Here is a 22,142-nt window from a genome sequence, read left to right as displayed (position 1 = left end):
GAATGTGCACAAACAAATCCATTAGGAGGGAACTTAGACATGAATCAAGTAACTAAAGTATTTTACATTTCCGTCGTCATTGCGTTCTTATTCATCATCTGGGGAACGATTCCAGAATCAACGCTGCCGACATGGAACCTTGCTAACATTACATCAAATGTCCAAGGATTTCTTACAGAAAAATTCGGATGGTTTTACCTGCTGTCCGCTACAGGATTTTTGATTTTCGCCATTTATTTAATCTTCTCTAAATATGGTAATTTGAAATTGGGTAAACCGGATGAAGAACCGGAATATTCTTATCTCACATGGTTCGCTATGCTTTTCAGTGCCGGTATGGGTATCGGCCTCGTATTCTGGGGTGCAGCGGAACCACTTTCCCACCTGCATACACCAGCAGGCGTAGAACAGGAGCCGATGAGTGAGGATGCCGCGCAGTCCGCGTTGAAATATTCCTTCTTCCACTGGGGACTCCACCCTTGGGCCATCTATGCCGTCCTTGCACTGGCACTGGCATTCTTCAAATTCCGTAAAGACGCTCCCGGCGTCATCAGCGCTGCCCTGACACCGATCCTTGGTGAGAAACGCGTCAAAGGCCCGATCGGAACGTTGGTCGATGTCATCGCTGTATTCGCAACGATCTTCGGTGTTGCAACATCACTCGGTCTTGGAGCACTGCAGATATCCAGTGGTCTCGCGTACACATTTGACGGCTTAAGCGATACGTTCGCTCTTCAGTTGACAATCATCGCTATTGTTACCGTCTTGTTCATGACATCTGCCATGACAGGTTTGAACAAAGGGATCAAGTACTTGAGTAACACGAACATCGTGCTTGCAATTGTACTTATGCTCTTCCTGCTGTTCGCCGGTCCGACGAACTTCATCATGGACTTCTTCACAACGACACTCGGAAGATATGTCCGTGACCTTCCGCAGATGAGCTTCCGCATGACGCCGTTCTCCCAAGATAATACGTGGGTACAGGACTGGACGATCTTCTACTGGGCTTGGTGGATCTCCTGGGCTCCATTTGTAGGTACATTCATTGCCCGTGTATCCAGAGGACGTACCATCCGCGAATTCGTTCTCGGTGTCCTGCTCGTCCCTACGATCTTCGGAGCTCTTTGGTTCTCCGTATTTGGTGGATCTGCGATCTTCCTTGAGTTCTTCCAAGGAGTAGACATTCAATCCGATGTAAGCGAACTTGGTACAGAAGTCGCGCTGTTCTCTATGCTGCAGCATATTCCGCTTGGTTCAGTCATGGCAATTATCGGACTGCTGTTGATCAGCACGTTCTTCATCACGTCTGCCGACTCTGCGACCTTCGTTCTCGGTATGCAGACGACCAACGGAAGCCTGAACCCTAAGAACCAGGTGAAGTTCACTTGGGGTATCATTCAGGCCGGTGCAGCCGCTGTACTTCTTTGGCAGGGTGGATTGAGTTCCCTGCAGACAGCAGCAATAATCGCCGCCTTCCCGTTTACATTCATCATGATTTTGATCTGCTTCTCCCTCTTCAAAGCATTCCAGGAAGAAGGCAAAAAGGTCAATTTGCGTAAGAAATAAAGATATCCTCCCCCTCGGTCCCGTGGATCGAGGGGGTTTTATTTTACACATTGTTATCATAAAGCGACATAAGGCTTTCATTTCCGTAACAAAACGATAACAGTTCCAACTATCCCCTAGTCCTTTGTTACACTTAGGATGGAACGAAGCTAAGGGAGTGGCGGAGGATGAACAAGTACCTGATCATGACGTTTTTTGCTGTCCTGTTGTTAGCCGGTTGCATACCGAAAACAGAAGATGTCCAGGTTCTGAAGGCATCACCTCTCGATTATGAGTTGTACCTCTACACAGACAGCGATGAGCAGGAAGCAGCAAAAAATTATATGAGCGCCCTGCTTGATTGGAAAGTCAAACAACAGGATACAGAAGAGCTGGAATTTAAACAGCAGGAGATGAATTCGGATAACCTTCGTCTGACGAAAGAAGATCTCCCTGCCCTTGTTGTTAAGAAAGAAGGAAAGACCGTTAAGACGATAAAAGGTGATAACCGGCATATTGATATTCTTACAGCACTGGAAGATTCCATCAACATGACCGGTTCCTATACAGAAAAACCTTCCTGATGGACAGGAAGGAAAAAGATCCGGCCTCTACAGAGACCGGATCTTTTCATATTCGATTCTTTTCTTCCTATTCAACGAGGATGAGTGCGGAAACTCTACATGCAACAACCAATTAAAATTCCGTTTTCACTACACCTTCCCCAGACATATAGTCCTCTCCCACGTGACGCTTATTCTCTTTATCGTAGATGATCCACTGCTTCTCCTGCTCATCATACGTCAGAACAACGACAGTGGCATCGAATGACTCTCTCATCTCTGTATCAATATATTCATAAACTTCCCTGGATTCCTCGTGAAACTCGACAGGAACTCTTAATAAGTCCACGCCTCCCTGTCCTTGTTCATAACTTGCATTCTCTATGTCTATCAGCGTTCCAAGGGCTTTTCCTTCAAAGTAATTTTCCTCATCAAAATCTTGGATTTGGACGATGTAGTCCTTTTCCAATGGATCACTGATATTAGTAAGTATCTCCACATCTTGTTCTTTCTTGGCCTTTACTTCCTCCTCAGCGAACCGGTTGATGGCAGAAACTACTGCCTTTTTCATCGCATCGCCTACCACAGGATCGGGAGTCAGATCATACCCTTCCAACTTAGCGAAACCTTTTCCCACATCGGTGTATTCATCCTCCCCGACCACAAACGATTTACTTGTCGCCTCTCCCCACGGGAACTCCTTGAATCCTTGAACCGTCATTCCTTCTCCAATGGGACCAACGGCAAGCGTCTCGTTAATTGTTTGCTCCGTGTCTTTTCCTTCTACTCTCACTTTAGTTTCCGGTGTCTGAGACGTGACAGTAACCTTCTCTCCTGTCAAATCCATTTGAACCGCCTGCGAATAATCCCCTTGTTCAAACAACGTCACTTCTTTGTCTTCGGAAACCTTTGTATATTCATATTGTTTAGAGCCATGAATCGTATAAACTCCGGGTCCGAACGTACCAAGCCGCTTTGTTTCCTTGTTTGACATATCGATCTCGGCATCCTTGAAAGTAATCTCAGCATCTTCAGGAGCCTGCAGATCCAGATGAAACCCAGCCGCCTTTATCGCATACGCAGCTCCAAAAAGCCCCTCTTCCTTCTTCATATAAAATCCACCGTTAGCCAACTCGTTTGCACCGGCTGAAATCGATGTATCGCCTTTCGATTGGTACGCAGCTGCCTGCCTGTTTAATACTTCCATTTGATCAGACCAATCATCTTCATTTTGCTTAAAATATGTAATCATACTTTCTGCGTCTTCTGTACTCCACTCGATGTCATCTTCGAGCTCGACCATGTCGAACAGGCGATCTGAATCTTCCGCCTGGACCGCTTCCTTAAAATCCGTCAACACGTCAGAAGGGGACGGCTTGCTCATTTGAATGACGACAAAGACAAGAACCGCCAGTACCGGTAAAGCAACGAATATCATTTTTTTCTTCATTCTATCTCTCCTATCCCTTGTGATACGAGATACAATTTAACATATTCTTCTATATCGCACAATATATTCTTAATAAAGAAAGCATAATGAAAAGCAGAGAATAGAATTCTCTGCTCATCCGGTTCCTATCATAATTATATTGTCATCCGGGTCTTGTATAGTAAAAAAAGAAAGATCATCGAAGACGGTAATGTCACTGATCTCTCCAAGCTTTCGGTTCTTCACGAATTCCGCAGCGGATAGGATATCATCCGTATGGAAGTTGAACAGGGGCAATCCGCTTTGCTTTTCCTTATCAAACTACCTTCCCGTATCCAGAGTCAGGCCGGTGTGATGGTCAAGCGGGATGTTTTGCACGGGGGGAGACACAGCATCTAACGGAGTGGATAGGCCATACCACCTGCTGGATGCCTTTAAATCCGTGACAGGTACGAGCACCGTATGAATCACAGGACGAATAGGGCTGTTCACCTATGACACCTCTTTTCCCTTTTCTACATACTGTTCTATAGGGACGGGGTATCTCCTTCTTTTCCTGGTATCAAAAAGAAGACATGCCGAACTCGTTCTGAAGAAGCAGCTTCTTCTCTTCCTCCTCGATCCCGGTTCTTTCTCTGCCGAAACGGGTTGTTTGTATCAAGGTATTTCCGGAAATAGTCAGTCTGCCGTCAGCTGAAGCAATCGTAGCGATATCCTTACCTGTGAAAGGAGAAGAAGGGGAGGTCTGGTTATACTCGCAGGCCTTATGGAAATCGTCTAATTTTCTTCCTCTGGACAAAAAACGGTACAGCGTCTGCCACTCCTCTGAGTCATCTTTCTTTCTCTGCAGATAGAATGCTTTCCCGCACTTATCGACGCGGTAATCCCCGCTCACGTCTCTTGAAACCTCCCCGCTCAGGCGAAGCGGCCTCCTCGTAGAATCTCCGAATCCAACATCAACCAAATACTCCGATCCATCCAGGCACACGATGATAGCGGCATGGCTGTCCTCTAGAGCCCAATCCCCATCCGGCTGCTTCACTGTGGCACTGATCAACCGCGCTTCATACCCCGCCTTTCCGAGCAGCCAATGAAATAGACCATTCAGTTCATAACAAAATCCTCCTCTTCTGCGGAGAACAACTTTATCATAAAAGGATGGTATATGCAGTTCAATTGGAACTTGACGGATGACATCCAAGTTCTCGAAAGGGACATGAAGCATATGTTGATCCTGAAGTCTGCTCAGGAAGGACAAAGAGGGTGCCTCCAACCTGTTTACATGAATACGCTTTAAATAACGCTCTACTTCCATCTTCCTGCTCTCCTCTCTATATAAGAGAAAAAGGCAAAAGCTCCGAAGAGCTTTTGCCTTTTTTAAAATAATTACATGATGTGGATTGGGTTACCCAAAGCTACTTCAGCAGCTTCCATCGTGATCTCACCTAGAGTTGGGTGAGCGTGGATTGTAAGAGCCAAATCTTCCGCCGTCATGCCTGCTTCTACAGCAAGGCCAAGTTCAGCGATCATGTCACTAGCGTTTGGACCTGCAATTTGAGCACCGATAACGAGACCATCATCTTTACGAGTAACCAGTTTCAAGAAACCGTCACTGTCGTTAAGAGAAAGAGCACGTCCGTTTGCTGCAAACGGGAATTTAGCTGCTTTTACTTCGTAACCAGCATCTTTCGCTTCTTGTTCTGTGTAACCAACAGAAGCAAGTTCTGGATCAGAGAATACAACAGCTGGAATTCCAAGATAGTCGATTTCAGACTTCTCACCAGCAATTGCTTCCGCAGCGATCTTACCTTCGTAAGAGGCTTTGTGAGCAAGTGGAGGACCAGGAACGATATCACCGATAGCGTAGACGTTGTCAATGCTCGTACGGCACTGTTTATCCACTTCGATAACACCTTTGTCGCTCATTTTCACGCCAAGGTCTTCCAAGCCGATTTCGTCTGTGTTCGGACGACGACCAACGGTAACAAGTACGTAGTCAGCGTCGATGGATTTCGTTTCGCCTTTAACTTCGTAAGTAATGGTAACGCCGTCTTCACGCTCTTCCACACCTTGTGCAAGGGCGTTCGTTTCGATAGCGACGCCTTTTTTCTTCAGACGTTTCTTAACGACAGAAGTCATTTGCTTCTCGAAGCCGCCAAGGATATCGCCTGTACCTTCAAGGATCGTCACTTCTGTATCGAAGTTAGCGTAAGCCGTACCAAGCTCTGTACCGATGTATCCACCACCGATAACGACCAGTTTCTTAGGAATCTCTTTAAGGTTAAGAGCACCTGTAGAATCCAGGACGCGATCAGAGTATTTGAAAGTAGGAAGCTCGATTGGACGAGAACCTGTCGCGATGATTACGTTGTTGAACGTGTAAGTTTGAGAATTTTTCTCATCCATAACGCGAACCGTGTTTTTATCCACGAAGTAAACTTCACCTTTTACGATGTCTACTTTGTTTCCTTTAAGAAGCCCTTCGACACCACTGGTAAGTTTGTTAACGACACTGCCCTTCCACTCTTGTACTTTTGTGAAATCAACAGTCGGGTTCTCCGATTTGATACCCATGTCTTCGGATCCTTTTGCATGCTCATAACGGTGACCCGCTTGAATCAATGCTTTGGAAGGTACACATCCAACGTTAAGGCAGACACCGCCGAGGTTGCCTTTGTCAACGATTGTAACTTTTTGTCCTGTTTGTGCAGCGCGGATGGCAGCTACATAGCCGCCGGGACCCGCACCAACTACTAACGTGTCTAGTTCAATTGGGAAATCTCCTACTACCATACTTTACGCCTCCATCATAATTAGTTGTGGATCGTTCAGTAAACGCTTGACGTTGTTCATTGCGTTTTGAGCTGTAGCACCATCGATGATACGGTGGTCGAAGCTCAAGGAAATCGCAAGGACAGGAGCGACTACTACTTCACCATCGCGGACGATCGGTTTGTCAGCGATACGGCCGATACCTAGGATCGCTACTTCTGGGTGGTTGATTACCGGAGTAAACCATTGACCACCAGCAGAACCGATGTTCGTGATTGTAGTGGAAGCACCTTTCATTTCTTGTGCTGAAAGTTTACCGTCACGAGCTTTTACAGCAAGTTCATTGATTTCGCTGGAGATAGAGAAGACAGACTTACGATCTGCGTCTTTAACGACTGGAACCATAAGGCCTTTATCTGTATCTGCCGCGATACCAATATTATAGTAGTGTTTCTGAATAATTTCATCTGTGCTGTCGTCAATAGACGTGTTCAGTACAGGGAATTTCTTCAGTGTGGAAACAAGAGCCTTCACAACATAAGGAAGATATGTCAGCTTGATTTCCTGTTCAGCAGCAACTGCTTTGAATTTCTTACGGTGGGCAACAAGTTCTGTTACGTCCACTTCGTCCATCAACGTTACGTGAGGAGCCGTATGCTTGGAATTAACCATAGCTTTGGAGATCGCTTTACGGATACCGCTCATCTTCTCACGTGTTTCCGGATATGCTTCGCCCGCAGCTGGTACGGCCTGTTCGGAAGAAGTAGAAGCAGATGCCTCTTCTTTCTCTTCTGCAGGTGCTTCAGAAGCAGCCGGCTGTCCGCCGTTCAAGAAGCTTTCGATGTCTTCTTTCACGATGCGTCCGTTTTTGCCGGAGCCCTGTACTTTACGGATATCCACATCGTTGTCGCGAGCGAATTTACGTACAGAAGGCATGGCTACGACGCGCTTGTCTTCATCTACATCGCTCTCTTCAGATGTTTGAGGCTCTTCGGATTTCGCTTCCTCTTTAGGAGCTTCTTCCTTCGCTTCTTCTTTAGGTGCTTCTGAGGAGCCTGTATCTTCAGAACCGTCATCAATCGTGATGATGACCGTACCTACAGTTGTTACTTCTCCTTCATCCACGTGAAGCTCTTTAACAGTTCCATCTACTTGAGAAGGAATCTCTACAACGGCTTTGTCGTTTTGTACTTCACAAAGCACGTCATCTTCTTTTACTTCGTCGCCAGGCTTGACGAACCACTTTGCAATTTCACCTTCGTGGATACCTTCACCGATATCAGGTAGCTTAAATTCAAATGCCACGGTTGTTCCCTCCTATAAGTTAGAGATGATTAAAAGTTCATAACATCGTTGACTTTTTCAACGATTGTGTTGTGGTTAGGCAACCATACTTCTTCCGCTTGAGTGAATGCATATACTGTATCCGGTGCAGCTACACGCAGAACAGGAGCTTCCAAGTGAAGAATGGCTTTTTCTTGAATTTCAGAAACGACGTTCGCTGCAATACCAGCTTGTTTCTGAGCTTCTTGAACGACTACCGCACGGTTTGTCTTCTTAACAGATTCAAGGATCGTTTCGTAGTCAACCGGGCTTACAGTACGAAGGTCGATAACTTCTGCACTGATTCCGTCTTTCTCAAGTTCTTCCGCTGCTTTAAGGGAAGAGTGTACCATTGCGCCGTAAGCGACCAATGTTACGTCTGTACCTTCGCGCTTCACTGCAGCTTTATCAAGCTCTACCGTGTACTCTTCTTCCGGAACTTCTTCACGGAAAGAGCGGTAAAGCTTCATGTGCTCAAGGAAGATAACAGGATCGTTATTGCGGATGGAAGAGATCAATAGACCTTTCGCATCGTAAGGGTTGGATGGAATAACTACACGAAGTCCAGGCTGTTGTGCCATAAGGCCTTCCAGGCTGTCTGCGTGAAGTTCTGGTGTGTGTACACCACCACCGAAAGGAGAACGGACCGTAATCGGCATTGGACGTGTACCACCGGAACGGTAACGGTAACGTGCCATTTGACCGCTGATTGCATCCATTACTTCGTATACGAAACCGAAGAATTGGATTTCAGGTACCGGACGGAAACCAGTCAGGGCAAGCCCGATGGACATACCGCCGATTCCGGATTCAGCAAGAGGCGTATCGAATACGCGGTCTTCGCCGAATTCACTTTGAAGACCTTCTGTCGCACGGAATACACCGCCGTTTTGACCGACGTCTTCACCGAAAATCAGCACGTTTTCATCATTTTTAAGTTCTGTGCGCATCGCATCTGTGATGGCTTGAATCATAGTCATTTGTGCCATGGTCTTATTTCGACTCCTTTTCTTTGTATTCATCCAATTGTTCTTTCAAGTTGGATGGAAGCTCTTCGTGCATGATACCGATCAAATCAGTAACTGTCTGCTTCGGAGTATTGTCAGCTTCCTTGATGGCAGCTTTGATTTCTTCTTTTGTCTTTTCGATCAATTCGTTTTCTTCCTCTTCAGACCACAGGCCTTTCGCTTCAAGGAATTTACGGAAACGAACGATTGGATCTTTCTTCTCCCACTCGCTGTCTTGATCTTCCGTACGGTAACGAGTCGGATCATCTCCGGCCATTGTGTGTGGACCATAACGGTAAGTAAGCGTCTCGATCAATGTCGGACCTTCTCCGTTTACGGCACGCTCACGAGCATCTTTCGTTGCAGCATAAACAGCAAGAACGTCCATACCGTCTACCTGAATACCTTCAATTCCTGCAGCTACTGCTTTTTGAGCAATCGTTTGTGCAGCAGATTGCTTTTCAACAGGTACGGAAATTGCGAAACGGTTGTTCTGAACGACAAAGATCGCTTGCGCACCAAAAGCACCTGCGAAGTTAATACCTTCGTAGAAGTCACCTTGAGACGCACCGCCGTCACCTGTGTAAGTGATTGCTACAGCGTTCTCTCCGCGTTTCTTATAGCCAAGTCCAACACCGGCAGTCTGAGTGATCTGCGCTCCGATGATGATTTGCGGGCTTACTGCGTTAACGCCTTCAGGCATTTGGTTCCCTTGGAAGTGTCCACGAGAGAATAGGAACGCCTTGTGAAGTGGAAGGCCGTGCCAGATCAATTGTGGTACATCACGGTAACCAGGGAGAATGAAGTCCGCTTTCTCCAATGCAAATTGTGTACCCAGCTGGGAAGCTTCCTGCCCTGCTGTTGGTGCATAGAAACCAAGACGTCCTTGGCGGTTAAGCGCGATAGAACGCTGGTCCAGGATACGCGTATAAACCATACGGCGCATAATTTCTTTTAGATCTTCGTCTGATAGGTCAGGCATGTAATCTTCATTTACGATTTCGCCTTCCTCATTCAGGATTTGAAACGTTTCGAACTGATTTTCGATGTTCTCAAGAGTTCGTTTCAAAGTGTTTCACCCTTTCCTTTCGTATTTTAAAATGGATGCTGTGAGTAGCTTTCCCAAATATGAAAAAAAACTGTACCGATTTGCTCTTTACGTTTTTACCCCGTCGTTTAGGGAACTAATCATACAGAGAATACCATATAAACTGTTACACTCAAGAAGCAAAATTCAATGGTACAATGTCAATCCACTATGTAGTTTAGCTCAATTCGTCATCATTCGTCAATCACTTCGCAGTATATATTCTTTATATAGTACGAGACTAAACACACAGCAATCGGAAAGCAGCTGATTCTGTCGATGAAAACAACTATACTGTATCACCTGAAATTACTGCCTGTATTAATTCTACGTTTTTTCTTATCAAGAATCAAATGAAAAGTATAACATTTTCCCCGTGTGTGAAAGGGGGAGTTTTCACAGTGTTAACTTAATAATCACCCACCCATGCCCTTCTCTTCTATAAGCAATAGAAGAAGCCGCTGCAACAGCAGCGGCTTCTTCTCAGGATTCCTTGGATTCTTCATGATCCTCATATTCCACATTTAAGGACAAGGCATCGTAAAGTTCTTTCTTCTTATTATTGTAGGCGTCCGTATATTCATTAAATTCTTTATTCTTATCCATAACCGTCTGATAGCTCTCGTTGATTTTCTCAATCTGGCCCTGCATGGCTTCCTGCGTCAAATCTTCCTTCTGAAGCATATCATAGAGCTCTTCGTCCAGCTGAAGGGCTTTTGTGTAAGCACTGTAAAGAGTCTGGTATGTATCGTAGCGCTGATCCATTGTTTCTACGAGGGCTTCGGCCTCGTCTTTCGCTTCGGCCTTGTCCTCTTCCAAGTCTTTTGCAAGACCATCTATGTTATCGAACTCCTCTTTGGCTGCGTCGATGCTCTCTTTCTCCAGTTTCAGCTTCTTCTTCCGATCTTCTACAATAGCAGAGGCTTCCTTGGACTTCTCTTTGATTTGATCCATCTGGTCCGTCTGAAGATCAATGATCTCTTCGTAAAGTTTCTGTTCCTTCTCTTCCAGCTCCACCATCGGCTGCTGCTGGTCGCGGAATGCATCTTCCAAAGAAACCGCTTTTTCCAAATGATCGTACATCGCTTCGTGTGCGGACGTCCCCGTACATGCAGACAGCAAGATTGCAGCAGCACCCAGGCCTCCGATCAGCATACGTTTCGGCACAGCTCTTCCCCCTTGAATTTCTACGTAATCGTATTGTAATCTTGCCATATCTACCATAGTATAATAAATGATATTAAATGGAAACACCTTTTCACAAATGTTACCAAATAGATGGCCGATGGTTTTCTTAATGGAACCGGCGTGCTATTGTAGAACTTGTTTTCCAGAAAGGATGTTGTAGATGATTACGATGGATGATATCGTCCGGGAAGGTCACCCCGCTTTGAGAACCGTGACCGAAGAAGTCTCCCTCCCACCATCCGAAGAGGATAAAGAGACGTTGGAAGAAATGCTTCAATACTTGAAGAACAGCCAGGATGACCAGGTGTGCAGCCGGTACGGCTTAAGACCAGGTGTCGGTCTGGCAGCTCCGCAGATCAACGTGAATAAACGAATGCTTGCCGTACACTTCACGGACATGAAGGATAAGCTCTACAGTTATGGTCTGTTTAATCCGAGAATTGTCAGTCATTCCGTTGAAAAGACGTATTTGACATCAGGGGAAGGATGCCTCTCTGTTGACAGAGAAGTACCCGGCTACGTCCCTCGTCACCGCCGAATCACCGTAAAGGGCACAGATCTTGAAGGTAATGAAGTCAAGCTGCGTCTGAAAGATTACGCAGCTATCGTATTTCAACATGAAATCGATCACCTGCACGGCGTCATGTTCTACGATCATATTGATATGGATAATCCTTTCAAAGAGCCGGAGAATGCTACACCCGCCGACCGATGAGAAACCTCTGTATGTATAGAAGAAAGACAAATCGCTTCTATAGAACAAAAAATCCGGGTGATCGTCTATCTCAGATGATCACCCGGATTTTTTTATGCTTGATTTCTTTTATTTCCTCTCGGTTACTTCAATAAACCAAGCTCATAAATGGCGTGGGACAGACCATCTTCCGAAACGTCCGTCGTAACGTAGTCACTTACGGCCTTCGTTTCCGGTACAGCGTTCCCCATAGCTACCCCGGTTCCGACTTCTGAAATCATTTCAATGTCGTTGAGTCCGTCACCGAAAGCGTACGTATCCTCCATGGTCATGCCGGCTGCTTCGATCATTTTCTTAATTCCCTCCGCTTTAGATCCGCCTTTAGGAAGAACATCACAGGAGAGCGGATGCCAGCGAATGAAGTCGAATGCCTCGTACGCCTCCTCATATTGTTCAATTTCTCTTCCTTCACAGAAAAGCAGGGATTGATAGATGTTACGACCGCTGTAGAAACCTTCATCTGCAGTAGGATGGTCAAGCAGAAGCGTGCCGAGACTTTGGCGAATAGAGTCATGATCAGGCGTAGACGCTCTCATCTCCTCTTCGTTCATAAAGACCATCGGATGGTCATTCTCTTCTGCGTGGACGTGCAGCTTCTGAAGTGCTTCTTCTGAAAGTGGGTTTTTGTAAATCTCTTTCCCTTCAAAAACTACGTACTGTCCGTTAAAGCTCACATAGGAATCGATTCCAAGTTCTTCTCGCAAGCTCTTGTACATGAACGGGGCACGGCCGGTGGCAATGGCACAGTATACCCCTTGCTCTTTCAATTTCTGTATGGCCTGTTTTGTCTTTTCAGGAAGTTTCTTATCATGGTCTAGCAGGGTGCCGTCTATATCGAAGAAGGCGATTTTTTTATTTGTCATACCAGATCCTCCTACATGGATTTCCACATTTATACTAACATAGTGTCTTCTTTGGCTATACTGTAGCATGAGTGGATAAGTTTGAGAAGAAAAACAAACGATAACGACAAAATATAAAATGTAATGTTTCATTCTTCCACAAACCGTATTATACTAGAGATAACAGGGATTGGGCGGTTTTAACGTTTTTGGCGCTTTTCTTCATCTGGTGAAAGGGGATGGATGCATATGATGAAGCGTCTAAGAAGGAAGCTTAGAAAACGTTGGAAGAATTTAATGAATCGTAAAACATACGCGTAATACCATTGTCCAGGTGCAGCGAAACACCTGTGACTATCATTATCATTACCATGCGGGTTCGAAACGTGCTATGATGATGGAAGGACAAGAATGTGGAAATTATATCTAGTTAGGAGCGATAGTGCAATGATATTCAAAGTTTTGTATCAGGAACTGGCAACAGAAGTTCCTGTCCGTGAACATACGAATTCCATGTATGTGGAAGCGGAAACAGAGAGAGAAGTCAGAGAAAAGTTAAAAGATAAAGGGTTCAATATTGAATATATCCAGGTGCTTGATGAGGATCACCTGGGATATGAGAAGCAATCCGAAGATTTCGCGTTGGAGACATTTTAATTTATGAAATTCGTGAAGAATGACCAGACAGCCGTATTCGCCCTTGGCGGACTCGGTGAAATTGGTAAAAACACATACGCAGTTCAATTCCAAGACGAAATCATCCTCATTGATGCTGGTATTAAATTCCCGGAAGATGAACTACTCGGTATCGACTATGTCATTCCGGATTATACGTATCTCGTGCAGAACCAAGATAAGATCAAAGGGCTTATCATCACACACGGACACGAAGATCACATCGGCGGTATCCCTTACCTGCTGCGTGAAATTAACATTCCAATTTATGCAGGGAAGCTTGCCATCGGCTTGATTCGCAACAAGCTTGATGAACACGGTCTCCTTCGCAGTGCGAAACTGAATACAATTCAGGAAGATGACATCATCAAGTTCCGTAAAACATCCGTGTCCTTCTTCCGCACGACACACAGTATCCCTGATTCCTACGGTGTAGTTGTTAAGACACCGCCTGGGAACATCGTTCACACGGGAGACTTTAAATTCGACTTCACCCCTGTCGGTGAACCTGCAGACCTCGCTAAAATGGCGGAAATCGGTAAAGAAGGTGTACTTGCTCTTCTTTCCGACAGTACGAACAGTGAAGTACCAGGCTTTACGAAGTCAGAGCGTGTCGTAGGAGAAAGCATCCAGGATATCTTTACGCGTATGGATAACGGTCGTTTGATTTTCGCAACGTTCGCCTCAAACATCCACCGCCTTCAACAGGTAGTGGAAGCAGCCGTTAGGAATAATCGGAAAGTAGCTGTTTTTGGACGGAGCATGGAATCTTCCATCCGCATCGGTCAGGAACTTGGATATATCCGTGCCCCTAAGGATACGTTCATTGATGCTCAACAAATCAACCGTCTGCCGGCTAATGAAGTCGTCATTCTCTGTACCGGTTCCCAAGGTGAACCGATGGCTGCCCTGTCAAGGATCGCAAACGGTACCCACCGTCAGATCCAAATCCAGCCTGGCGATACAGTCGTGTTCTCTTCTTCCCCAATCCCTGGAAACACGATCAGTGTCAGCCGTACGATCAACAAGCTTTACCGTGCAGGTGCCGATGTTATTCACGGTCCATTGACAAACATCCATACCTCCGGACACGGTAGTCAGGAAGAGATGAAACTGATGCTCCGACTGATGCAGCCGAAATTCTTCATGCCGATCCACGGAGAATACCGCATGCTGAAAGAGCATGTGAAACTCAGCCTTGATTGTGATGTCAAAGAAGAGAACTGCTTCGTTATGGACAACGGTGACGTGCTTGCCCTTGGTAAAGACGAAGCCTCCATCGCAGGTAAGATCCCTTCCGGTTCTGTCTATGTAGATGGCAGCGGAATTGGTGATATCGGTAATATCGTACTACGCGACCGCCGTATTCTTTCCGAAGAAGGCCTTGTCATCGTCGTCGTAAGTATTAATATGAAGGAATTCAAAATCGCTTCCGGCCCGGACATCATTTCCCGCGGATTCGTTTACATGAGAGAATCCGAAGATTTGATTAAGGAAGCACAGAAGCTGGTAAGTTCTCATGTTGAGAAAGTCATGGAACGCCGTACAACGCAATGGTCAGAAATCAAAAACGAAATCACGGATACGATCGCTCCGTTCTTGTTTGAAAAAACGAAGCGTCGTCCGATGATTCTTCCAATCATTATGGAAGTATGATCGAATGAACAAAACCCGCGCCGGGATGACCCGGCGCGGGTTTTTCTTTTTGATCAAGTCAGGCGCTGGAGCGCTTTTTTCATATCCGGCAGATCAAGCGTCCCGGATTCAAAGAAGTTCTTAACGATATATTTCGAGAAATTGACCGCTGAGGTGTAATCAATTTTACCAGGAAGAGGCGCCTGATCTTCGATAACGACATCAATGATGACCGGCTTATTCGATACGAAAGCCTGCTTCATTTTCGGCTCCAATTCTTCATAGGAGCGAATGCGGTATCCCTCTCCCCCGCAAGCTTCGGCGAACTTGGCAAAATCCACTTCCCCAAGGTCCGTCGCATAATTTAAATGCCCCATCTGTTCCTGTTCGTATTTGATCATTCCAATCTTACTGTTGTTTAGAATGATCATTTTAATCGGAAGATCGTACTTAACGGCTGTAACAAAGTCATGCATCACCATGGAAAAGCCACCGTCTCCGGAAACGCCGATCACCTGTTTATCCGGGAAGGCTTGTTTCGCAGCCAGTGCTCCCGGCAGGCCGCTCCCCATTGTAGCAAGCCAGCCGGACATGAGAAACTTCTGATTGACAAGATGCAGGAATCGGGAAAGCCATACGGTAACATTTCCTACGTCTCCGGATATGATCGCACCGGATTCCATATGCTTCTCCAGCTCATACATAACCTGTGGTGCATGGAGCGGGTCCTTTGTGGAACGTTTCTCTTCCTGAAGCGCAATCCGCCAATCCTTCATCTTTTCCTGATAATGACGAAGATAGCCGCGTTCCCCCACTGGAGTAATCAGTTCGATCAGCGCCTGTAAAGTCTCCTTGCTGTTTCCAGGAAGACCAAGCTCAATCGGATAGTATTTGCCCAGGTTTTCCGGCTTGTTATCGATTTGGACCGCCTTCACCTCTTCCGGAAGAAAATCACGGTACGGGAATTGCGTACCGATGAGAATGAGAAGGTCGGTTTCCTTCATTGCATGGTAGGCAGGCTTTGTGCCGATCTGACCGTGCTGCCCTAGACAGTACGGATGATTGTCCGGGATGATTCCTTTACCAAGAAGGCTCATAACGATAGGAGCCTGGATCGTCTCTGCGAATTGAATCAACTCAGCGGATGCATCCTTCGTCCCTTGGCCGGCAAGAATGAGCGGTTTCTCCGCCTGCTCGATTAAATGCCGGGCCTCTTTCAGCTGATCCGAATTGGGAACGATCTCAGGACGATAGTAGGTTCCGGCAGTCAAACGCGGTTCGTTCTTTTGTTTTTTTGCAAACAGATCGTCCGGTACGATGAGAACGGAGACCCCTTTGTTTGCATAAGCTTCCTTAATCGCTTGATCTAAGAGATCGGGAAGCTGTGCTTCTGTTTCCGCACGGCGGTTGAACACCGCAACATCATCGAACATGCGCTCCAAATTGATTTCCTGAAAAGCACCTGTCCCCACCTCTTCACTATGTACCTGTCCGACAAGGGCAAGTACAGGAGCTTTATCCGCCTTGGCATCATACAATCCATTAAGTAAGTGAACAGCGCCGGGGCCGGCAATCGAGAGAGTCACTCCAAGCTTTCCGGTGAGTTTCGCATAAGCTGCAGCCGCAAGCGCTCCGGTTTCTTCATGACGGACCTGCAGGAAGGATATTTCTTCCTGTCTCTTTCGAAGGTCGTCCATCAGCTCGTTAATGGAATCGCCGGGCATTCCATAGATGTGGTCCACCCCCCAATCAATCAATTGCTGTGTGATCACTTCTCCTGTACGCTTTTCAAACATCTGTCTCATCCTTTCTCTGGTGAACAATATAATAGCTTCTAATGGTTCTTATTTCCTTTCCTGCAAAGCTTTAAACAAATCGAGGAGATACTGGTCCTATTTTCTCCTGATTCCGTTGAATCTTTCGCACAAAAAAAGAGCAGCCTCCCGGCGTGCCCTTCGTTCGTTCAATCTTCCTGACCATCCCGTTCTTCCATCTGAAGGATCTCTTTACCAAGCTGATCAATTTTCTCTTCCAGTGCTTCCATGAAGATGATTTTGGAATCCAGCTGTTCTTCATACTCGAACGTCTGTCCGAGGATATTCTTCATCTGCTCATCTAGAACGGACAGGATATCGCTGGGAGTATCCGCGCTTCCTTCCTTGGAGAACATGCCGAGGACCTTTTCATTCTGCTTTTTCAGATGAGTCTGGATCATCTGCAGTTCCTCCACTTGTTCATGAGCCTCCTTGAGCTGCCTCTTTAAGTCGGCGACATCAGACTGATAGTTCTGTCGTTCTTCTTCCCACAACCTTCTTTCCTGATTACGGGTATGCTGCTCATCTTCCAGTTGCTTTAAAGCAGCAACCTTCGTCTCCAGTTCCCTTCCGATGCGTCTCGATTCGTCTTCTGCTTTAATTTTCGATTGTTCCAACTCCCGGACTACATCTCTTTGTTTATTCAAATCCACCTCCGCGCCGGAGAGAAGATCGCCGAGCTGTTTTGTATAATACACGTAGTATTTGATATCCGAGCAGAGCTCCTTATTTTCTGTCTCCAGTCGTTCCTGCTCTTCTTCCCTTATGTTAAGGAGTTGCTGTTTTTCCTGTGCTGATTGCTTCAAACGGATGATGTCCTTCTGAAATTGACGTTCCCGAAGCTTCCATTCAGAAACAGTCGCTGCAGACTCCCCTGCTGTTCTGGCCAATTCCCCTTCCGCCTTCCGGACTTCCGTTTCCAATTGTTTCGCTTGATCTTTCCAAACGGCTGCCTCCTGTTCCGCTGCCTCCAATCGTTTTTGAATTTCCGCATTCTCCTGTGCCAGCCCTGCTGCCCGCGTCCTGTTCTCCAGGTAAACTGCTTTCCAGTTATGCTTCTGTTGTCTTTCTTCCTGGACATATTCCCGCTGGTCTTTCGCTTCTTCTCTCAGACCTTGAGCCTTTCGGAACAACGAGTCTTTCGCTTTCTTTTCCGCTGCAAGCTTATCTTTTAGAAGGGAACGCTCTTCCTTCCATAAGGATTCTCTTTCCTCCGAATGCTTTTCAGCCTGCTTCAGCTGATATTGATAAGCAGATGATTCTTTTTGCAGACGAATGAGACGGGTTTGTGCGGATTCAAAATCTTTTTGGAACCTCGCTGCCTTCTCTTTCCATAACGCCGTTTCTTCCTCCATTGTTTGTTTCGCCTTTTCCATACTGGCAATTTGCTGTTCCATCCCCTGGATGCGTTTGACAGATTCCTGGGTTGCGACACTTTTTTCCTTTTGCAGCTGTTCTTCCCTGTCACGAAGGGCGGTATTCTCTTTTTTCAGCTTCTCCAGCAGGGCATAGTGATAATTCTCCTGATAATCTTTCACTTTCTCCTTGTACTTTGCCAGTTCCGACTTGAAATGAATGATCTTCTGTTGTAGAAGGATCGTATCTTTCTCCATAACCATAACCCCCCAGGTAGGAATTCATTTCAATTCAAACGGGAAAGTAAATCGGTCCACTCCCGTTCGCTCTCCTCAATGTACTGCTTTACCGCCTGCCTATCCTCCGTGTTGTCTGTTACCTTTTCAGCATTCCATCCATGACGCTGATTCATGGCCAACATCATAAGAATCATCTGGATGGTGTCGTCATCCAGAAAAACAAAGCTTTGACTCCGCTTCTCTTCGTCTGTTTTCAACCTCGTTACTTGACGGGTCATCCATTCTTTCAGCCATTTACGAAGCACCAACTGGAGGTCTAGCTCATCCACCTGCATCCCCCTCCCCACTAAGGTTGATTTGATTGAGCGAAGGAATCCCCTCCTTCGCCTCCTCTCCATAGGTGTATCCATTCAGACTCCCCGCATATTTCTTATCTGCGATCCATTTCATTTGAAAATTGGAGAAGGTCAGTTTCTCTCCCGGAGAGATGAGCTGCTTTCCGGAAGGGCGCAGCCAATACTCTGTTTTGTTGTCTGCTTCATTCAAACGTTCCCAAGCCCCGGACATTTGCAATTTCTGAATCGAATCTTTGTACAGATACTTCCCGGAAAACTGAAAGGGGGAGTCCTCCGACAATTGAAGACAGATGTAAGGATCCACGAAAGGTTCCTCACCGATATTATGGATATGATAGCTTCCAAGAAGAATGCTTTCTTTTGATCTGTCATGCGCAAGGTGAACCGAGTATGTAAAATAGCTGATCACCTTCCAAGACCTCGCCTTTTCCAATTCCTTGATCCGATCTCGAAATGCTTCCATGTAGCGCTTCTGTTTCTGCTGCCATTCAGAAAGCAGCTCAGCCGATCCTTTCATGTGTTTCACCTCCGTACTGTCTGAACACAAGGAGCCGAATTAAGACAAAAAGAAAAAAGAGAGGAAGAAATCCTCTCTTTGATTCTATGCCTGAGTATTAGCACTTATCACCGGATAGTCCCGGGCCATCGTCCACATTCGGGAACAATACAGGACATTGAGGTGGGATGGTTGGAGCAGGGCAAGGCGGGATTGGAAGAATATCACGCGGTTGGCAGAAGTCCGCTACGATTTCTAGCGTTACGTCGTATGTGGACTGAATGCTTTGGCACAGACGAACCGTTACAGTAACGTCAGTCAATGTGTCTTCCAAAGAACCATTTTCCTCACAGGAGAAGTTACAGATGAAGCAGTCGAGATCTGTATAAGAAACATCGACATCTGTTCCATCCGGCGCACATAGAAGCACTTGCTCACAACGTGTAAAGTCGACAGAACCGACTTCAATAGTACCGCCGCCAAGTTCAGGGATAAGCTCGACAAGAACAGTCACGGTGAAGTTTTTACGAATGTTGACCAACTGCAGAGTCAACAATGTTCCATCAACGACCAATTCTTGATCGGTACGACCTACGATTTCGATAGGGTCTACTTCTGCCGGTTCTACGACACAAGTGACATTCTCGATATCTGTACACTCCAGCAAATCTCCTGTCGGTCCGACCGGTAGATCGAAATCACCCAACGTCAAATCAAAAGACGCTTCGTTGATAATCCAGTCGTAAACTTTTTCTGTGTTGATACAAAGGAGCTCTTGGCCCCCCATTAAATTTTTTGCTTGCATGATTTGCAAACACCTCCGAATAAGATTTTCTCTTTCATTCGTAGCATATGAACAAGTGTACAGTTGGGTCTAGTGCTATCGCTGATATTTGGTGTGCTTTTGCGAATTGTGCGAACACCCATAATAAATGCGACAAATGGAAATGTGTGACTGTCCGATACAAACAACTACTTTTTTGTTCCGTGCTGCATACAATAGTAAGAAAAAAAACAGGACGGATTTCCAAGGTCATGCGTGTCAGAAAAATCGGCACATTTGTCACGTATTGGTGGTTCATCAATAGTATATTAATGTGCTGCAAAAGGGTGATGAGTAATGGATCTGAACAACACGTACAGTCCGGAAGCGATCGAAACCATGAAAGCGAAATTATCCCTTTACAAGGAAATGCTCCACTCCATCAAAACAGGAACCATAGCCGACGACTACCTTCTAATGAAACAGGAATCCGATGGGTTCCATCATAAATTCGAAGGAGTAATGAAACGTATGGAAGAGTACCACTACAGTGCAGACCAACGAACGAATCAGCTGGCTGCCCAGCTGCAATCTGTGAACGACACCGTCAGTACATTAAAACGCGACATCGATTTCATTAAGGAGAAGATGGACCGCCTTCAAGTCCACGACTTAATGGAAAAAATGAATCGGGTAATTGAGGTACAGGAGCGGTCGAAGCAGCAGGATGAATCGGGAGAAGTAAGTCGATTGAAAGAAGAATTAAGGCAGCTAAAAGAACAGCAGCACAGACAGAAAGAAACGGAATCAAGTGAAGTGAAGCGGTTAAAAGAAGAATTGGCTTCGTTGAAAAACCAGCAGGTTCCAAGCAAGCAGACGGAAACAAGCGAAGTGGACCGTCTGAAGGAAGAACTCGACGGCTTGAGAGAACAGCTGGTTCATTCAAGACAACAAGTTCCGGAAATGCCGATTGAAGAACCAAGAGAGCAGGCACCTGCACCGAAGAAAACGTCGGAGTACAGAAAACTTCAAAGCATGCTGCAATCTTCACGGAAGTACCATACAGGCAGAAGCGATTATTACCCACCTATGTCGCAGCCAGGGTATCAGCAGCAATCATCCTATTATCAGAACCAGCAGGGCTTTCAACAGAATGGCATCTCTTTCCCTGAATCCGGAAATAATAAGCCAGGAAAAAGACGGATGCCCGGTCATTCTGCTATGGACTTCAACCAGAACACCATCATTCGAAAAAAAAACGGTGAAGAAACCGCCCAGAGATTAGAAGAAAACAGGAAACCAGAAAAAGTCCAGAAGACTGTCACGAAGAATCCGGAACCCTTGGAGAAAGAGTCCAACCAGAAAGCCCTCTCCATTAAAGAGACGCTTCCTCATAAAGAAGCGGATGATAAGCCTAAGATGGCCTCTTTTCGAATTGCCAACAGACCTAAATCCCTGCCTGCACGCGGTCGAAAAGTGGAATCATTCACGCAGGAGAATGACGAAGATGCACCGAAGAAGCGAGAGCGTGCTTCGATCTTTTCATTCTTTCAAAGAAGGCTGTGAGCTTCCATGATCGAACTGTCTGAAGAGCAGTATGAACAGATAATGGAGCACGGACGCAGGGAATGGCCGCTCGAAGCCTGTGGTTTATTGGCCGGAGAGGAACCAGGAGTGATCCTATCCGTCTGGCCGTTGGAAAACGAATGGAAGGCTAGAAACCGTTTTTTTGTCAGTGCCAAGGTAGTCGCACAAACGTTGGAACATGTGAGTCATGCGGGACATAAGGTGTTGGCGATCTATCACACTCACCCTGATACAGCACCTTATCCCTCTTATACAGATCTCCTTCACCACCCCGACGATAATGTCATCATGGTCATTCTTTCTTACAAGACCAATCCTCCACACATGCGATGTTTCACCATTAAAAACAGGACATGTGACGAACACCCTTTTTCAATTAAAAAGCGATAAATGCCCTCCCATTTTCCGCATTTTTTCTTATAATACATTATCAAACCATAAGGAGAGGTATTCGTGAAAGCTAGAAGAGTGAGAAGACAAGTTCAAAGCAGCAGGTCTGTTAAGAAGTCCAGCACGCCGATTGTCATTGAAACATCACCGCAAACAAAAGTACAACGCCCGGTAAGACGCGGCGGATGCTGCTTGAAAAAAAGGTAACTCGTTCCCTTCTCACCTCCGAATGAGAATATGGACGATCGAAGAGTACAATCGAGGGCTGAAGGAGCCCTCCATGCCTGAGCCAGACGATAATGAATCATAAATATTTCA

The 22,142-nt window shown here is 46.0% G+C and carries 22 protein-coding genes; 9 read left to right on the top strand and 13 right to left on the bottom strand.

What is annotated here, in order from left to right; all coding sequences use genetic code 11:
* Positions 1-39 precede the first annotated feature (39 nt).
* The gene (locus QRD89_RS08225; RefSeq protein WP_008639085.1) at positions 40-1,569 is read left to right on the top strand and encodes a glycine betaine uptake BCCT transporter; all 1,530 of its coding nucleotides are present in this window, start codon (positions 40-42) and stop codon (positions 1,567-1,569) included.
* Positions 1,570-1,736: 167 nt separating this feature from the next.
* A complete protein-coding gene (locus QRD89_RS08220) occupies positions 1,737-2,132 on the top strand; it encodes a hypothetical protein (protein ID WP_026577528.1) in 396 nt (131 codons plus the stop codon).
* A gap of 112 nt (positions 2,133-2,244) precedes the next feature.
* Here the strand turns inward: QRD89_RS08220 and QRD89_RS08215 are convergent, their stop codons facing one another.
* Complete coding sequence (locus QRD89_RS08215) at positions 2,245-3,561, bottom strand: YvbJ-related protein (RefSeq protein ID WP_286096715.1); 1,317 nt, start codon at positions 3,559-3,561, stop codon at positions 2,245-2,247.
* A gap of 255 nt (positions 3,562-3,816) precedes the next feature.
* Here QRD89_RS08215 and QRD89_RS08210 point away from each other — a divergent pair, with 255 nt between their 5' ends.
* Positions 3,817-3,939 (top strand): hypothetical protein, encoded by a 123-nt coding sequence (locus QRD89_RS08210; RefSeq protein ID WP_255358485.1) that lies wholly within the window; start codon positions 3,817-3,819, stop codon positions 3,937-3,939.
* Positions 3,940-4,102: 163 nt separating this feature from the next.
* On the opposite strand, the gene QRD89_RS08205 is transcribed toward QRD89_RS08210, so the two are convergent.
* From QRD89_RS08205 to QRD89_RS08180, 6 genes are all read right to left on the bottom strand, one after another.
* Complete coding sequence (locus QRD89_RS08205) at positions 4,103-4,855, bottom strand: arylamine N-acetyltransferase family protein (RefSeq protein ID WP_286096714.1); 753 nt, start codon at positions 4,853-4,855, stop codon at positions 4,103-4,105.
* Positions 4,856-4,926: 71 nt separating this feature from the next.
* The gene (lpdA, locus tag QRD89_RS08200; RefSeq protein WP_008639079.1) at positions 4,927-6,333 is read right to left on the bottom strand and encodes a dihydrolipoyl dehydrogenase; all 1,407 of its coding nucleotides are present in this window, start codon (positions 6,331-6,333) and stop codon (positions 4,927-4,929) included.
* Positions 6,334-6,336: 3 nt separating this feature from the next.
* On the bottom strand, positions 6,337-7,617 hold the full coding sequence (locus QRD89_RS08195; protein WP_008639078.1) for a dihydrolipoamide acetyltransferase family protein: 1,281 nt from the start codon (positions 7,615-7,617) through the stop codon (positions 6,337-6,339).
* A gap of 29 nt (positions 7,618-7,646) precedes the next feature.
* Entirely contained in the window at positions 7,647-8,624 is a 978-nt protein-coding gene (locus QRD89_RS08190) for an alpha-ketoacid dehydrogenase subunit beta (RefSeq protein ID WP_008639076.1), read from the bottom strand.
* A 4-nt stretch (positions 8,625-8,628) separates the two neighbouring features.
* The gene (gene pdhA / locus QRD89_RS08185; RefSeq protein ID WP_008639074.1) at positions 8,629-9,711 is read right to left on the bottom strand and encodes a pyruvate dehydrogenase (acetyl-transferring) E1 component subunit alpha; all 1,083 of its coding nucleotides are present in this window, start codon (positions 9,709-9,711) and stop codon (positions 8,629-8,631) included.
* A gap of 501 nt (positions 9,712-10,212) precedes the next feature.
* Entirely contained in the window at positions 10,213-10,896 is a 684-nt protein-coding gene (locus QRD89_RS08180) for a YkyA family protein (protein WP_008639072.1), read from the bottom strand.
* 181 nt (positions 10,897-11,077) lie between these two features.
* On the opposite strand from QRD89_RS08180, the gene def reads away from it, so the two are divergent.
* Positions 11,078-11,632 carry a peptide deformylase gene (gene def / locus QRD89_RS08175; RefSeq protein WP_286096713.1) on the top strand — a complete coding sequence of 185 codons (555 nt, stop codon included), beginning with the start codon at positions 11,078-11,080 and terminating at the stop codon, positions 11,630-11,632.
* 122 nt (positions 11,633-11,754) lie between these two features.
* Here def and QRD89_RS08170 read toward each other — a convergent pair whose 3' ends face one another.
* Complete coding sequence (locus QRD89_RS08170; protein ID WP_286096712.1) at positions 11,755-12,534, bottom strand: Cof-type HAD-IIB family hydrolase; 780 nt, start codon at positions 12,532-12,534, stop codon at positions 11,755-11,757.
* Positions 12,535-12,960: 426 nt separating this feature from the next.
* On the opposite strand from QRD89_RS08170, the gene QRD89_RS08165 reads away from it, so the two are divergent.
* Positions 12,961-13,170, top strand: a complete 210-nt coding sequence (locus QRD89_RS08165) for a DNA-dependent RNA polymerase subunit epsilon (RefSeq protein WP_008639066.1) — start codon at positions 12,961-12,963, stop codon at positions 13,168-13,170.
* Positions 13,171-13,173: 3 nt separating this feature from the next.
* Positions 13,174-14,844 carry a ribonuclease J1 gene (gene rnjA / locus QRD89_RS08160; RefSeq protein WP_008639064.1) on the top strand — a complete coding sequence of 557 codons (1,671 nt, stop codon included), beginning with the start codon at positions 13,174-13,176 and terminating at the stop codon, positions 14,842-14,844.
* Between the two features lie 53 nt (positions 14,845-14,897).
* Here the strand turns inward: rnjA and QRD89_RS08155 are convergent, their stop codons facing one another.
* From QRD89_RS08155 to QRD89_RS08135, 5 genes are all read right to left on the bottom strand, one after another.
* Complete coding sequence (locus QRD89_RS08155; RefSeq protein ID WP_062513310.1) at positions 14,898-16,619, bottom strand: pyruvate oxidase; 1,722 nt, start codon at positions 16,617-16,619, stop codon at positions 14,898-14,900.
* Between the two features lie 167 nt (positions 16,620-16,786).
* Positions 16,787-18,250, bottom strand: a complete 1,464-nt coding sequence (locus QRD89_RS08150; protein WP_286096710.1) for a hypothetical protein — start codon at positions 18,248-18,250, stop codon at positions 16,787-16,789.
* A 29-nt stretch (positions 18,251-18,279) separates the two neighbouring features.
* Positions 18,280-18,561 (bottom strand): hypothetical protein, encoded by a 282-nt coding sequence (locus QRD89_RS08145; protein ID WP_008639061.1) that lies wholly within the window; start codon positions 18,559-18,561, stop codon positions 18,280-18,282.
* A complete protein-coding gene (locus QRD89_RS08140; RefSeq protein ID WP_008639060.1) occupies positions 18,554-19,105 on the bottom strand; it encodes a hypothetical protein in 552 nt (183 codons plus the stop codon). Before QRD89_RS08140 ends, QRD89_RS08145 begins: the two co-directional genes overlap by 8 nt.
* 97 nt (positions 19,106-19,202) lie before the next feature.
* Positions 19,203-19,889: a BMQ_0737 family morphogenetic spore coat protein gene (locus QRD89_RS08135; RefSeq protein ID WP_008639059.1), complete on the bottom strand. Its 687-nt coding sequence runs from the start codon at positions 19,887-19,889 to the stop codon at positions 19,203-19,205.
* A 315-nt stretch (positions 19,890-20,204) separates the two neighbouring features.
* Here QRD89_RS08135 and QRD89_RS08130 point away from each other — a divergent pair, with 315 nt between their 5' ends.
* The 3 genes from QRD89_RS08130 to QRD89_RS08120 all read left to right on the top strand — a co-directional run bounded on the left by QRD89_RS08130 (position 20,205) and on the right by QRD89_RS08120 (position 22,031).
* Positions 20,205-21,413 (top strand): hypothetical protein, encoded by a 1,209-nt coding sequence (locus tag QRD89_RS08130; protein ID WP_008639057.1) that lies wholly within the window; start codon positions 20,205-20,207, stop codon positions 21,411-21,413.
* Between the two features lie 6 nt (positions 21,414-21,419).
* Entirely contained in the window at positions 21,420-21,824 is a 405-nt protein-coding gene (locus QRD89_RS08125; protein ID WP_008639056.1) for a M67 family metallopeptidase, read from the top strand.
* Positions 21,825-21,887: 63 nt separating this feature from the next.
* The gene (locus QRD89_RS08120) at positions 21,888-22,031 is read left to right on the top strand and encodes a hypothetical protein (protein WP_161484896.1); all 144 of its coding nucleotides are present in this window, start codon (positions 21,888-21,890) and stop codon (positions 22,029-22,031) included.
* The last annotated feature ends 111 nt before the right edge of the window (positions 22,032-22,142 follow it).

Source organism: Halobacillus sp. ACCC02827 (genome assembly GCF_030291935.1).
Taxonomy (GTDB): domain Bacteria; phylum Bacillota; class Bacilli; order Bacillales; family Halobacillaceae; genus Halobacillus.
This window is presented reverse-complemented; position numbering and strand designations above follow the sequence as displayed.